The organism is Bacillus sp. FSL K6-4563 (assembly GCF_038630405.1).
GTDB lineage: Bacteria > Bacillota > Bacilli > Bacillales > Bacillaceae > Bacillus > Bacillus pumilus.
On the sequence record NZ_CP152030.1, the window covers coordinates 2650033 to 2663497 of the forward strand.

Genomic DNA, 13465 nt, shown 5'->3' on the forward strand with positions numbered 1-13465 from the left:
AAAAAGCTTTAAAAATAAATGCATTTATATGTTACCATAATGAAGTCAGACAGAGAATTTTCTGAAAATGGCAGTTGACAACTTTTCATTTTCACTATATCATGCATAGTGCAATTGGCACATAAACACCTAAATTGTCAGAATATTTAAATTTAGCACATTACATTGGATAAGGAGGAACTATTTTGAAAAATAGTTTAAGTATAAAAGAGACATTAGCCATTGGTTTAATGCTTTTTGCATTATTCTTTGGCGCAGGAAATATGATTTTCCCGCCTGTCCTTGGACAATATGCAGGTGAGAATGTTTGGCTTGCTATCGGTGGATTTTTACTCACAGGAGTTGGTCTTCCGCTTCTAGGAGTTATTGCTATTGCCCTTACAGGTACCGGTGCAAAAGGTCTTGCGGATAAAGCCCATCCTATATTTGGAACCATTTTCACTGTCATTCTGTATTTATCCATAGGACCATTTTTTGCTATCCCGCGAACAGGTACGGTTTCTTACGAGATTGGTTTAGCACCGTTTCTGTCTGAAACACAAACCTCTTCATGGGTACCGCTTTTCTTATTCACCCTTGTGTTTTTCACGATTACGTATCTGCTCGCTTTGAACCCTTCAAAGCTTGTTGATCGAATCGGCAAAGTGTTGACACCTATCTTATTAACGGTCATTGCAATTATTGTATTTAAAGCCATAGCTACACCGATGGGAATAATCGGTGCGCCTGATGCGACTTATAAAGCAAACCCTCTCTTCACTGGGTTTTTAGAGGGCTATAAAACAATGGATGCTCTCGCTTCTCTCGTATTTGGAATCGTTGTTGTGACAGCTGTTAAAGAAAGAGGTATCACAGAGCGCAAATCTCTTGCGGCGGCCTGTATAAAAGCTGGCCTTGTTGCAGCAGCTGGACTAGCACTAGTGTATATCTCGCTTGCTTATGTCGGTGCTTCAAGTCCTGATACAACCGGAATGGTTGGGGCAAATGAAGGCGGCAAACTGCTTTCACTATCAGCAAACTTTTTATTTGGTTCTGCTGGTAACATTGTCCTTGGTGTAGCCATTTTATTTGCTTGTCTCACAACAAGTGTTGGGCTTGTCTCATCATGCGGCGAATATTTTTCAAAGCTTTTCCCAGCACTTTCTTATCGCACAGTCGTACTCATTGTTTCTTTATTTAGCACATTGGTTGCAAACCTTGGACTGGCACAAATCATCTCTCTATCGGTCCCTGTACTCGTAGCGATATATCCACTGGCAATTGTCATTATTTTATTGTCATTCCTTGACCGCTGGATTAACGGTAGACGAGTGATTTATGTAGTATCCCTCATCTTTACTGGTTTCTTTGCCATCATTGATGGATTATTAGCTGCCAAAATCAATCTCGGTGGGTTGCCTGCCTTCTTAGATGCATTCATTCCATTTTACGATTTAGGCATTGGATGGGTCGTACCAGCAATTATCGGCGCAGGTATTGGCGTACTCATCTCTATGTTGACTAGCCCGCCTAAACAGCTCGCATCATAATCATGCTTCAAACATCCCCTTCCAAAGATGAAGGGGATGTTTTTTTATTGTCCTCCATATACTAAAATAGAAAAATTCATGACTTTTGTACGAAAACACATGTTGACATCAGACGCACATCCTTTATAATTAGTGAATGTTAATGAAGAACGGTTTTAGCAACTAATTAACAGAATATTTCAACATAATATTGGAGGCTTTATATTCAATGAAGGCAACATTGTCGACGAAAGATACAGTTATTATCGGTTTTATGTTATTTGCTCTATTCTTCGGCGCGGGAAATATGATTTATCCACCAGAGCTTGGGCAATATGCTGGCACAAATGTATGGAAAGCAATGGGCGGATTTTTATTAACAGGTGTCGGTTTACCTCTTCTAGGGATTATTGCGATCGCTTTAACAGGTCGAGATGCGAAAGGATTAGCTGATAAAGCTCACCCAGCTTTTGGAACAGCGTTTACCGTCATTTTATATTTATCTATTGGGCCGCTTTTCGCTATTCCTCGTACAGGAACGGTTTCATATGAAATTGGTGCATTACCCTTTTTAGCAGGTGTACCAGCTTGGCTCTCCCTTCTTTTATTCACACTTGTCTTTTTTGGTATTACGTATTATCTTGCTCTAAATCCAACGAAGATTGTAGATCGTGTAGGGAAAGTGTTAACACCGATTAAATTTACGATCATTCTTATTATTATTGTCAAAGCCATTTTAACGCCTATGGGCGTCATTGGCACACCTGATGTATCCTATAGCAACGGATCATTTTTCAAAGGATTTTTAGAGGGCTATAAAACCATGGATGCTCTTGCTTCTATAGTGTTTGGGGTTGTTGTCATCAACGCCATTAAAGGACGCGGTGTGACAAGTAAAAAGGCACTGACATCTGCTTGTATCAAAGCAGGTCTGATTGCAGCCTGCGGATTAACATTTGTTTATCTATCTCTTGCTTATTTAGGCGCTTCAAGTACACATGCCATTGGTTTTGTTGGAGATGGTAGTAAAATCTTGGCTCAGTCTTCTCAATTCCTATTTGGCAGCTTAGGAAATATTGTGTTGGGTGCTGCGATTACGGTTGCTTGTTTAACAACAAGTATCGGCCTCGTTACATCATGCGGAGAGTATTTCTCGAAGTTACTACCTAAGCTTTCGTATAAAATGGTCGTTACACTCGTGACATTATTCAGTTTTATCATTTCGAATTTTGGACTTGCTCATATTATCGCTTTCTCTGTACCAGTTTTAACTGCGATTTATCCGCTAGCGATTGTGATCATTGTTTTGTCACTTGCTGATAAGTGGCTTGGACATAGAAGACCTGTATATGCTCTCTCTTTAATTTTAACAGGTTGCGTTAGCTTATTTGACGGCTTAGCAGCAGCGAAACTTCCAATCGATCCAATAAAAGACGTCTTCCAATCAATACTGCCTTTATATGACCTTGGCATAGGCTGGATTGTCCCTGCAATACTTGGAATCGTGATCGGATTTGTAATCTCTCTTTTCACTTCTTCTGCTTCAGAAGAGCGTCAAAAACAAGCGTCATAATATAAAAAAAGCTGAAGTCCATTGATAGGACTTCAGCTTAGATTGTTGACAAAGGGTTAAAATGATCTTTATTTTAACCCTTTGTCTTCGTTCAGCGTGATAGAAAACCTTTGAAGTCTAGGAAGGACGAGCACTGGCGCGGAGCGAATTTGACATTCGTGAGCACCAGCGCGCAGGACTGACAACGAATGCGAGGGTTTGTCTACACGCTGAGCTGAAGTCCATTGATAGGACTTCAGCTTTTTTATTGATGCTGATACTCTTTTTCTTGCTGAGCTAACAGCTTTTGAACAGCTCCGGGTGATGCTTTTTCAACAGCCGCTGCTGCTATATCAAATGATCCGTTGTAATCATAGGCGTAAAATCTTCGTTCAGCCTCTTTCAATTGTTCTGAAAGAATGTGGTTTTGACTTCTAAAACGATTGCCATATTGAATGATTCGTTCAATTTGATCCACTTTACCAAGCATTTCTTCTGTCTCATCCACAACATTTTTGACTGTGTCAGAGGCATCTTTTAATTGCTGATTTACTGCCGGCATGTTGAGTGGCAGGTTTTCCAGCTGCTCGTGCACTTGATGAATCATCTCCTGCGCTTTTTCAGCCCGCTCTTTCATCTCAGCAGGTACACCTGGAATATTGCTTTTATGCAGCTGGCGTACTGTATCTGTCAGCATAGTTTTAAGCTCAGTCAGTGTTTCTCTCGCCTGTAATTCTTCTTTTCTTAACGATTGGAGATGACCTTTAAATGTGTCATGCAATGCTTTTGCATCCTCGATAAAGGTGTCCAGCTGATTGATTTCATCCATTAATAATGAATACGCCACGTGATCACGATCAAGCTTCTCGCGGATTTGTTTCATCAGCTTTTCAATTTCTTCTAAACGTTTTTCGAATGCTTTCTGTTGATCGAGTTCTCCTGCTGTCAGCTTGTAGCTTTCTTTCACAAGAGCCGTTTCTGCCTTTGTTTGTGTATGATCTTGCTCGAGCTTTTCGAATGCTTCTGTGAGCTCAGGCATTCTGCTTTTGATTTCCTGACCTGCTTCTACTTCCGCCTCCAGCTGATCATACAGCGTCTCAATCGCATCATCGATCATTTGCAGAATGCTTGATGCCTCTTCTAAATTGAGTTCATCAATGAGCAATTTTTCTGCCCTCGCAAGCTGTTTGTTTAAAGTCTCCATCTCTTTCGTGATCTGAATGTGCTCCAGCTTGTAGCCTTTTTCTGACATTTCTTGATATCCGTCTTTCAGCTTCGTCAGCTGACCTGGTACGGTTTGTTTGCAGTCTGCAATAAGCTTTGGTACATCATTGATATATAGTTGAAGCTGGTCGAGTCTGCGGTCTTGCTCAAGCAAAATCTTTCTTGCTTTCATGTAGTTTCCGTTTTCTGTTTCTTCCTCGTACTGCTTAATCCCTTCCCAGGCCTCATCTAAGTCCTGCTCCATTTTGTCATAAAGGGTGCCATATAAATGGCTGTACGCAAGCAGATTTTTTCGAACCGTTTGATATTGCTCTTTGACCTTTTCAATGTCCTTGCGATTTTGCTCCTCGCTTGTGACAAGGTCTGCAATTTCTTTTAAAATGTCTTCAATGTTCGAATCAGCAGCACTCAGCAAATCCTCAATATGCGTTAGAACCTGCTTGGCTTTGGAGAATCGATATTTATCAGAATACTCTTCTGCGTCATATAATAGCTCCTCTACCTTTGGAAGATGGGCTGTGACGATATCGTCCCACTCTGCACGCCATCTTTCAAAAAATTGCTCTGTTTCTCCGGTCATTTTTAAGTGTTTGATTTTTGAAATTTCTTCTACAATTGATCTGTTTAAAATTTCAATTTTCCATGCTTCCAATCGGTCAATCTCTTTATATATATTTTTTCTGAGGAAATAACCGACTGAAAACAAAGCAAGCAAAATGACAATTAAACCGATGATAAACTCCATAATGAGCCCCCTTGTTGTGATCTAAGTGATGTCAGGGTAAAAGTGTCCCGAGTAGACCTGAGAACCCTTTCGTGTCCGCTTTGCATTTGTCTTTTTATAAACAGGATCGTATGTTTTCCAATACCATCCATTCACGGTTGTATGTATGTTTTTCAAGAAAGTATTTGAGCGCTTTCTATCATTTGATCACACGTATCCATGTGACCTGCTTTTATGTATGCGGAAGCTGTCGTTTTCATTGTTATTATGATACCATGTAACCAGCATTTTTGGTCATGATTTTTCATTATTTTCGCTGATAAACATGACGTTTTTCAAAATATCGACAAGAGGTGACGACATGCTGAAGCAAGATGCACATCTACATACACCGTTTTGCCCTCACGGCTCGCTTGATTCTTTTCATTCTTATATTGAAAAAGCCATCAAAAAGGGATTTGATTCCATAACCTTTACCGAGCATGCCCCTCTGCCTCCATCGTTTCAAGATCCAACACCAGAGCAGGATAGTGCCATGAAGCTCCAAGAACTTGACTCGTATATAACGAAATTGGATCAGTTGAAACAGGAATACAAAGGCCAATTAATAGTAAAAACTGGGCTTGAGGTTGACTATATCAAAGAGTATGAAGAGGAAACAAGTGCCTTTTTAGACTGCTATGGTCCAGAACTAGACGATAGCATTTTATCTGTTCACTTTCTTCCTGCTGGAGATGATTATATTTGCCTTGATTTTGACGAGCATGCCTTCCAGCAGCTAATAAGCCTCTATGGCAGCATCGAAAAGGTCTATCAAAGCTACTATGACCAAATTCATTCTTCTATTCTATCATCTTTAGGTCGCTATAAGCCAAATAGAATCGGTCATATCACCCTTGTTCAGAAATTCAAACAGCTTTTCCCATTTGAGATGACATCTGCACTTTGTCAAAAGATCACCCTTTGTCTTGAAGAAACGGCAAAAAAAGGCATGTCCTTAGATTTTAATACATCAGGTCTTCGTAAAACATATGCCAGAAGTATCTATTTAGATCAATGGATGATTGATCTTGCAAAACAGAAAAAAATTCCGCTCATTTTTGGGTCTGATGCCCATCAAGCGGAAGATCTCGGATATGCTTATGATCAATTCGAAGACATCATGAGTTTTAAATGAGAATCTAATGCCGGCTTTTTGGGTTCTAGTAAATGATGAAGCGAGCGGCTCAGTTCCTTAAAATACATTTGATAGAAATAAGGCTCATTTGGATTTAAATAAAGCACCTCCATTAAATATTGCGGCTGTAAATAGGGCATCATGAGTAGTGATTTTAGCTGAATCATAAAAGAGGAGATGGAGAGCTGCTCACAAATCACATGGGTGCTTTTTCCTTTTTCAATGATGAGCTGAAACAAATATTTTTCTTTCGTTAAATAGGTCGACATAATTTCTCTAATGAGCGTCGAATCAATCGTCACCTCTCGATAAACGAAACGGGTTAATTGACGGTGCTTGTGCTGATAAGATAAAATATCAAAAACCACATGTAGTAAGCATTCTTTTGCATGACGAGTTTCCATGTGATGGATATGTGATTCAATCATGTGAATATAGCCTTCATAAAAATCGGATACGAGCTGCTCAAGCAGCCCTCCTTTTCCTTGAAAGTAATAAGAAATGTGGGCAACGTTGACGTTTGCTTCCTTCGCAATCTCACGGACAGAGGTTCCAGAAAATCCTTTTTGGTTAAAAAGTCTGATGGCAGCTTCAATAATACGGTCTTTTGTTTGCACGGTTGTTGATGCTTTCATCCGCTCACCCCTCTTCATGTGTACATACTTCAAGATGAAGGCGGAAGTTCCTTTTACAATTGCTCGACAAATCCCACATGTGAGACGCAAGTTATGTATTTTTGAGATAGAAAGTAGGAGATTTTCATGTTTCATGTCGAAAAACAGTCTGGCGATCCATCAAAAAACTATCAATTGCTCGTTAAACAGGTCGAAGCCATTACAGATGGTGAGCCTGATCTAATTGCCAACCTAGCAAATGCGGCGGCGCTATTGTATCATTCACTCCCAGAGGTCAATTGGGCAGGGTTTTATTTGGCTAAAGGCGGCGAGCTTGTGCTCGGACCGTTTAACGGACTGCCTGCATGTGTGCGTATCCCATCTGGAAAAGGCGTTTGCGGTACTGCGTTTGCAACAGGTGACGTCCAGCGTATCGCTGATGTGCACGCATTCCCTGGACATATCGCATGTGATGCAGCATCACAATCTGAAATTGTCGTGCCGCTCAAAGTAAATGGAGAGATCATTGGGGTGCTCGACATTGACAGCCCCGTGAAAGACCGTTTCAGTGAAGTAGATGAAACCTACTTAATTCAATTTACCGAGGTACTCCAAAAGGCATTATCCGCTTCTACAAATGCGTAACCTTACAAAAAAGCAGGCAAATTGTCTGCTTTTTTATTTTTCTTCGCAGACGCGAAGCATCGCCATTGCCTCTAAATAGGTTGACTTCTCCTATCCAGCGTCATATAATAGAATTTGTGTGAAATATGGCAGCCTTTTTGTTCGGCTTTTTTGTATCATTTTGTTCCTTCTATATGAAGGTGCATCTTGTAACTCCCTGCTGCTGGAGCGAGGATGCATGAAAACATAATGACGGAAAAGACAAAGAACAGACGGTTTTTATTTTTCACAAATAAAAACAAATAAGGAGGAGTCACATTATGGCTCGCTATACAGGTCCAAGTTGGAAGATTTCCCGCCGTTTAGGCATTTCATTAAGCGGAACAGGTAAGGAACTTGAAAAACGCCCTTACGCTCCAGGCCCACATGGTCCAGGACAACGCAAAAAACTATCTGAATACGGTTTACAATTACAAGAGAAGCAAAAGCTTCGTCACATGTACGGTGTCAACGAACGTCAATTCCGTACACTATTTGACAAAGCTGATAAACTTCCTGGTAAACAAGGTGAAAACTTCATGATCCTTCTTGAAACTCGCCTTGACAACCTAGTATACCGTCTTGGCCTTGCTCGTACTCGCCGCCAAGCTCGTCAGCTAGTCAACCATGGTCACATCCTTGTTGATGGAAGCCGTGTAGACATCCCATCTTTCTCTGTGAAACCAGGTCAAACGATAGCTCTTCGTGAGAAATCTCAAAACCTTGCAGTTGTGAAAGAATCAGTTGAAGTGAACAGCTTCGTTCCTGAATACCTTACTTTCGATGCTGAAAAGCTTGAAGGAACTTTCACTCGTCTTCCAGAGCGTTCTGAATTAGCGCCTGAAATCAGCGAACAACTAATCGTTGAGTTCTACTCTCGTTAATTTCATGACTCTCCAAAGAGAGGTCAAACAAACCCTAGATCCCTTGATTGTTCAAGGTGGTCTAGGGTTTTTTGTTTGCATTCTCCTATGAACAAATGAATTTAAAACATATATAGAAAACAGACTATACACAAGACGAGCACCAGACAAAACTTCTAAAAGCATTTCTACACATTGAAGTTAGTCTAATTTTTTAATAATAATAGAAGCATTCACGTTTGTTTGAGTCCCTCCTGCTAGGGTTTGAAGAGTAACTGCTGCTGCGGAAGTATGGTTTACAAGAGTAAGCGTGTCACCCGCTGCTAGAGCGAGGATTGCCTGACCGTTATTCTGTTGAGTACCAGCTCCTGACCCATAAACTGTGTTCGTCACAGGACCTCCATTTACAAATAGGGTAAATTGATTTGGCTCTACGCCAGAAACTGAAAAAGTGACCTCGTAGTTTCCTGGATTGGTGACTATAATTTGAGAAGTTCCAGGGGCATGTGTAATACCAGAAGTAATAATTCCAGTTGAGTCAAAAATCACCGGGGCCTCTAAAGCTACTGTTTCAGCACTTAGATTGTATACATATGCAAATTCAGCTAGCCCTGCTCCTGTGGCTCCTGTTGCACCTGTTGGACCGGTTACTCCTGTTGCTCCCGTATCTCCTGTTACACCTGTTGGACCGGTTGCGCCTGTTGCTCCCGTATCTCCTGTTACACCTGTTGGACCGGTTGCGCCTGTTGCTCCTGTTGCACCCGTTGCACCGGTCGCTCCTGTAGCTCCCGTATCTCCTGTTGCACCTGTTGGACCGGTTGCTCCGGTTGCTCCTGTTGCTCCGGTTGCTCCTGTTGCACCGGTTGCACCCGTTGCACCGGTCGCTCCTGTAGCCCCCGTATCTCCTGTTGCACCTGTTGGACCGGTTGCGCCTGTTGCTCCTGCGGCACCCGTTGCACCGGTCGCTCCTGTAGCTCCCGTATCTCCTGTTGCACCCGTTGCACCTGTTGCTCCCGTATCTCCTGTTACACCTGTTGGACCGGTTGCGCCTGTTGCTCCCGTTGCTCCTGTTGCACCGGTCGCTCCTGTGGCTCCCGTATCTCCTGTTGCACCCGTTGGACCGGTTGCTCCTGTGGCTCCCGTATCTCCTGTTACACCTGTTGGACCTGTGGCTCCTGTAGCTCCTGCGGCACCCGTTGCTCCTGTAGCTCCCGTATCTCCTGTTACACCTGTTGGACCTGTGGCTCCTGCGGCACCCGTTGCTCCTGTTGCACCGGTCGCTCCTGTTGCTCCCGTATCTCCTGTTGACACCCGTTGGACCGGTTGCTCCTGTAGCTCCTGCGGCACACCGTTGCTCCTGTTGGACCGGTTGCTCCTGTGGCTCCCGTATCTCCTGTTACACCTGTTGGACCTGCGGCACCCGTTGCTCCTGTAGCTCCCGTATCTCCTGTTACACCTGTTGGACCTGTGGCTCCTGCGGCACCCGTTGCTCCTGTTGCACCGGTCGCTCCTGTTGCTCCCGTATCTCCTGTTGCACCCGTTGGACCGGTTGCTCCTGTTGCTCCCGTATCTCCTGTTGCACCCGTTGGACCGGTTGCTCCTGTTGCACCGGTCGCTCCTGTGGCTCCCGTATCTCCCGTTGCACCTGTTGGACCGGTTGCGCCTGTTGCTCCTGCGGCACCCGTTGCTCCTGTTGCACCGGTCGCTCCTGTGGCTCCCGTATCTCCTGTGGCTCCCGTTGGACCGGTTGCTCCTGTGGCTCCCGTATCTCCTGTTACACCTGTTGGACCTGCGGCACCCGTTGCTCCTGTAGCTCCCGTATCTCCTGTTACACCTGTTGGACCTGTGGCTCCTGCGGCACCCGTTGCTCCTGTTGCACCGGTCGCTCCTGTTGCTCCCGTATCTCCTGTTGCACCCGTTGGACCGGTTGCTCCTGTTGCTCCCGTATCTCCTGTTGCACCCGTTGGACCGGTTGCTCCTGTTGCACCGGTCGCTCCTGTGGCTCCCGTATCTCCCGTTGCACCTGTTGGACCGGTTGCGCCTGTTGCTCCTGCGGCACCCGTTACACCGGTTGCTCCTGTTGCTCCCGTATCTCCTGTTGCACCCGTTGGACCGGTTGCTCCTGTTGCACCGGTCGCTCCTGTGGCTCCCGTATCTCCTGTTGCACCCGTTGGACCGGTGCTCCTGTTGCTCCGTATCTCCTGTTGCACCCGTTGGACCGGTTGCTCCTGTTGCACCGGTCGCTCCTGTGGCTCCCGTATCTCCTGTTGCACCCGTTGGACCGGTTGCTCCTGTTGCTCCCGTATCTCCTGTTACACCTGTTGGACCTGTGGCTCCTGTAGCTCCTGCGGCACCCGTTGCTCCTGTTGCACCGGTCGCTCCTGTGGCTCCCGTATCTCCTGTTGCACCCGTTGGACCGGTTGCTCCTGTGGCTCCCGTATCTCCTGTTACACCTGTTGGACCTGTGGCTCCTGTAGCTCCTGCGGCACCCGTTGCTCCCGTTGCTCCTGTGCCCGTGCCTGTTGCACCTGTTGGACCGGTCGCTCCTGTGGCTCCTCGAACCCCTCGTAATCCCCGTAATCCTCTTCGTCCTACAATTACTTTTGTTTCACAAATGATGCAACAATTTGATTTTGATAGTTTCTGTTTACATTTAGGGCATTTTTTATACTTATCACAACCCATCAGTTATTCATCTCCTTTATCATTATAGATATGTTACATCTATAAATACGTGCAGATAAGTTAAATATCCAAAGAATAAAGATAAGCGTAGAATAAACATAATTTGCTAGACTCAGACAAAAGCCTTTTATGAAAATTTGATTGAATTTTGCGCTAAATTTGTCTATTTTTTTCATGATGACTAGAAACTGTTCAAATCCATAAAATCTATCATAAAAAAAATCCCCTAGAATTCTAGAGGATCTTTTGTTCCATGTTTCTCTCAAGTGTGATTTTTTATTTTTCCATCAAATCACTAATCAATTGCTCTGTTGTCATGACAGTAGCAAATTCATCATGCAATGTTGCAAGTGAGAGCCGATGGATCGTTTCTGGGTCAAAATATGTACCGGTTTGATCTGTTAGTCCAAAGGCGGCTGTTGCATCTGAGACTAGGTACGTATCAAAGCCAAGGTTTCCGCTCATTCTTGTTGTTGTAGATACGCAGTGCGGTGTTGTAAGTCCTGCGATCACAACAGTGTCGATCTCGTTTGATCTTAGTTGTTCCTCTAAGTTTGTGCCTATAAAGCTGCTGTTGACTTTCTTTTGGATGACCGTTTCTACCTCTAGCGGTCTGGCAATCTCTTTGAAAAGATGCCCTTCATTTGCCGGATGAAATACAGAGTCCGGATTGTCAGCTGTATGCTGAATATGAATCACTTTCCAGCCTTCTTCTCTCCAACATGTTAATAGGCGGTTGATATTCTTCTCTGCCTCTAGATTATTCCGTTCTCCCCATTTTTCATGCTCAAACGCCTTTTGTACATCAACAATGATCAAAGCCTTTTGGTTCGTTTGCACAAACGCCCACCTCCAAAAATTCTTACTCACTACATGTAGTGTAAGGAATGGTATTCGTTTTGTACATGTTTTTATTCGGCTATGCACAATGTTTTGTCTGTTTTTGCATCAAAAAGACAAATCACACACTGGTCATGATGTAATAGATACCAATAATCGATGTACAGTTAGACAGCACCTCGCCTATTTGAACTGATTTGATCATCTTCATCTTGCAGCTGTCATATATCGCGTGACATCAAAAAAGACAGCATATACCTGCTGCCTTTTTTCATTTTTTAATTCGTATTCTGTCCTCCGCCGTTCAGCCCTTCTTTAATATAGCCTTTCACTTGGCTTGAGGTTAATAGACCGATATGGCCAACGCCATGGATCAGGACGTTTCTTGCACCAATTAAACGAGAGAGGCTATTGACGACGATGAGATCTGCCGAGCTATAGACAGATGTGTAAAGTATTTTTTGATTTGGATCTGTGCCTGGTAATGCTCTGCTTGAAACGAGTCCGTTTGCTCCACCAATCGTGACAACGTTTTCAATTTTATCTCCGCCATCAAGATTCTTAATATAGTATAACGTGTTCGCCCCGCCCATACTATGACCTACAATATCTACTTTTTTGGCACCCGTTTTGTCTAACACATCTTGGACAAATCTGGATAGACGTGGACCATTGTTGCGGTTATTACCTGTTTTGTCTATGAAATCGATAGCATATAATTGGTTTCGATCCCAGCCTTGTGTGACCAAGTAACTTTTAATTGAAGCAAAGTTATAAGAGGCACCGCCAATGCCATGCACCATCACAACCGGATTATGCTCAGCCGCCTTCACCTCTTTCGGCTGGATAAAAGCCATTGAACCAATCACCAATGCAAGCGCAACGAGAATTTGCAAACTCCTTTTCTTAAAAAGAATCACTTTCATTCCCCCTTATTCATCTTATACAACTCTATTTTATACAAGAAAAATATGTCAGAAAAGTGAACAAGGTAATGTTTATGAGATGATTTCACAGCCCTATAAATAATCAAAAAGCACCTTGGTCTCTTGTAAATCAAAACTAAAAGACTACGAGATCTATTTTCTTTCATATATAATATGAATAGACAAAAGGAGGTTCTACTAGATGCTATTGACGCAAACACCTGCTCCACCCTACTATGCCGTGATTTTTACATCAAAACGAACAAATATCGAGCAGAAAGAATACGCTGCTGCTGCTCAAAAAATGGACGAATTAGCAAAAGATCTAGACGGGTTTCTTGGAATCGAAAGTGTACGAGATGAACATGGTGTTGGGATCACTGTATCTTACTGGGATTCATTAACAGCAATCAAAGAATGGAAAGCACATACAGCACATCAGCGTGTTCAAAAAAAGGGGAAAGTAGATTGGTATGAAGCCTATACCACCCGAATTTGCAAAGTAGAACATGCTTATACAAACGAAGATTCACTCCTTGAACAAGAAGCAAGCGAATGAGAGAAAACGCCCCTGTAAAATGGTGAGCCTCTTTTATTGAATCAGCCAGCATCATCTTTCTCGTGACGAGTGATATGGATGAAGAAGTCAAAGAACTTGCAGTAGTCTTCATGTTGATTCCTACTTCTCA

At 43.3% G+C, this 13465-nt stretch carries 12 protein-coding genes; 6 read left to right on the forward strand and 6 right to left on the reverse strand.

Features of this window, described 5'->3' with window-relative positions:
• Positions 1–185: 185 nt before the first annotated feature.
• Both brnQ (MHH54_RS13395) and brnQ (MHH54_RS13400) read left to right on the forward strand, forming a co-directional pair.
• Entirely contained in the window at positions 186–1529 is a 1344-nt protein-coding gene (gene brnQ / locus MHH54_RS13395; RefSeq protein ID WP_050943561.1) for a branched-chain amino acid transport system II carrier protein, read from the forward strand.
• Positions 1530–1737: 208 nt separating this feature from the next.
• Complete coding sequence (brnQ, locus tag MHH54_RS13400) at positions 1738–3081, forward strand: branched-chain amino acid transport system II carrier protein (RefSeq protein WP_003216733.1); 1344 nt, start codon at positions 1738–1740, stop codon at positions 3079–3081.
• 244 nt (positions 3082–3325) lie between these two features.
• On the opposite strand, the gene ezrA is transcribed toward brnQ (MHH54_RS13400), so the two are convergent.
• Positions 3326–5029 (reverse strand): septation ring formation regulator EzrA, encoded by a 1704-nt coding sequence (gene ezrA / locus MHH54_RS13405; protein WP_003216241.1) that lies wholly within the window; start codon positions 5027–5029, stop codon positions 3326–3328.
• 340 nt (positions 5030–5369) lie between these two features.
• Here ezrA and hisJ point away from each other — a divergent pair, with 340 nt between their 5' ends.
• Positions 5370–6185, forward strand: a complete 816-nt coding sequence (gene hisJ, locus MHH54_RS13410; RefSeq protein WP_003216431.1) for a histidinol-phosphatase HisJ — start codon at positions 5370–5372, stop codon at positions 6183–6185.
• On the opposite strand, the gene refZ is transcribed toward hisJ, so the two are convergent.
• Positions 6155–6820 carry a forespore capture DNA-binding protein RefZ gene (refZ, locus tag MHH54_RS13415; protein WP_003216407.1) on the reverse strand — a complete coding sequence of 222 codons (666 nt, stop codon included), beginning with the start codon at positions 6818–6820 and terminating at the stop codon, positions 6155–6157. The genes hisJ and refZ overlap by 31 nt on opposite strands.
• Positions 6821–6946: 126 nt before the next feature.
• On the opposite strand from refZ, the gene MHH54_RS13420 reads away from it, so the two are divergent.
• Together MHH54_RS13420 and rpsD are read left to right on the forward strand one after the other, a co-directional pair.
• Positions 6947–7444 carry a GAF domain-containing protein gene (locus MHH54_RS13420; protein ID WP_003216603.1) on the forward strand — a complete coding sequence of 166 codons (498 nt, stop codon included), beginning with the start codon at positions 6947–6949 and terminating at the stop codon, positions 7442–7444.
• Between the two features lie 299 nt (positions 7445–7743).
• A complete protein-coding gene (gene rpsD, locus MHH54_RS13425; RefSeq protein ID WP_003216816.1) occupies positions 7744–8346 on the forward strand; it encodes a 30S ribosomal protein S4 in 603 nt (200 codons plus the stop codon).
• Between the two features lie 180 nt (positions 8347–8526).
• Here rpsD and MHH54_RS13430 read toward each other — a convergent pair whose 3' ends face one another.
• The 4 genes from MHH54_RS13430 to MHH54_RS13445 form a co-directional block, all read right to left on the reverse strand.
• Complete coding sequence (locus MHH54_RS13430; protein WP_342500919.1) at positions 8527–9636, reverse strand: collagen-like protein; 1110 nt, start codon at positions 9634–9636, stop codon at positions 8527–8529.
• The gene (locus MHH54_RS13435) at positions 9549–10562 is read right to left on the reverse strand and encodes a hypothetical protein (RefSeq protein WP_342500333.1); all 1014 of its coding nucleotides are present in this window, start codon (positions 10560–10562) and stop codon (positions 9549–9551) included. The genes MHH54_RS13430 and MHH54_RS13435 overlap by 88 nt, the downstream gene beginning before the upstream one ends.
• A gap of 724 nt (positions 10563–11286) precedes the next feature.
• The gene (locus tag MHH54_RS13440; protein WP_342500334.1) at positions 11287–11850 is read right to left on the reverse strand and encodes a cysteine hydrolase family protein; all 564 of its coding nucleotides are present in this window, start codon (positions 11848–11850) and stop codon (positions 11287–11289) included.
• Between the two features lie 278 nt (positions 11851–12128).
• Positions 12129–12776 (reverse strand): triacylglycerol lipase, encoded by a 648-nt coding sequence (locus MHH54_RS13445; protein ID WP_034620877.1) that lies wholly within the window; start codon positions 12774–12776, stop codon positions 12129–12131.
• 202 nt (positions 12777–12978) lie between these two features.
• Between MHH54_RS13445 and MHH54_RS13450 the strand changes: the two genes are divergently transcribed.
• A complete protein-coding gene (locus MHH54_RS13450; protein WP_106035225.1) occupies positions 12979–13335 on the forward strand; it encodes an antibiotic biosynthesis monooxygenase in 357 nt (118 codons plus the stop codon).
• Positions 13336–13465: the final 130 nt, after the last annotated feature.